At 38.7% G+C, this 511-nt stretch carries 1 protein-coding gene; it reads left to right on the top strand.

All coding sequences use genetic code 11. From position 1 onward, the window contains the following. Positions 1-511 (top strand): transposase (locus QM911_RS09945; RefSeq protein WP_414313889.1); only part of this gene is annotated, 511 nt, incomplete at both ends.

Genomic DNA, 511 nt, shown 5'->3' with positions numbered 1-511 from the left:
CTATATTATTGCGGATTCAGGTTACAAGACCCCAGCTATTGCCCATTATTTATTAGAGCGAAACATCATTCCTGTCTTTCCTTATACTCGTCCAAAGGGAGTAAAGGGGAACTTAAGACCTAGTAATTTTGTTTATGATGCAAGTTATGACTGTTATGTCTGTCCAGAGAATCAAGTATTAAGCTATCGCACAACCACTCGAGAAGGCTACCGTGAGTATAAGAGTAATCCTAAAGTATGTGTTAACTGCCCCCTATTATCCGTTTGTACCCAAAGCAAGAATTTTCAAAAAGTAGTAACGAGACATGTCTGGAAAGATGCCCTTGAATTTTGTGAGGAGATTCGTCACCAAAGAGAAATGAAAGAGCTCTATAAGAAGCGCAAAGAAACAATTGAACGACTCTTTGGAACGGCTAAGGAGTACCATAATTTGAGATACACTAGAGAGAAAGGAAAGTCCAAAATGGAGGATCAGGTTGGGCTTACTTTGGCGTGTTTAAATATCAAAAAA

Source organism: Streptococcus infantis, assembly GCF_047460825.1.
GTDB classification, from domain to species: domain Bacteria; phylum Bacillota; class Bacilli; order Lactobacillales; family Streptococcaceae; genus Streptococcus; species Streptococcus infantis_V.
The sequence above is the reverse complement of the archived record's forward strand: the minus strand, read 5'-3'. Positions and strand labels throughout refer to the sequence as shown.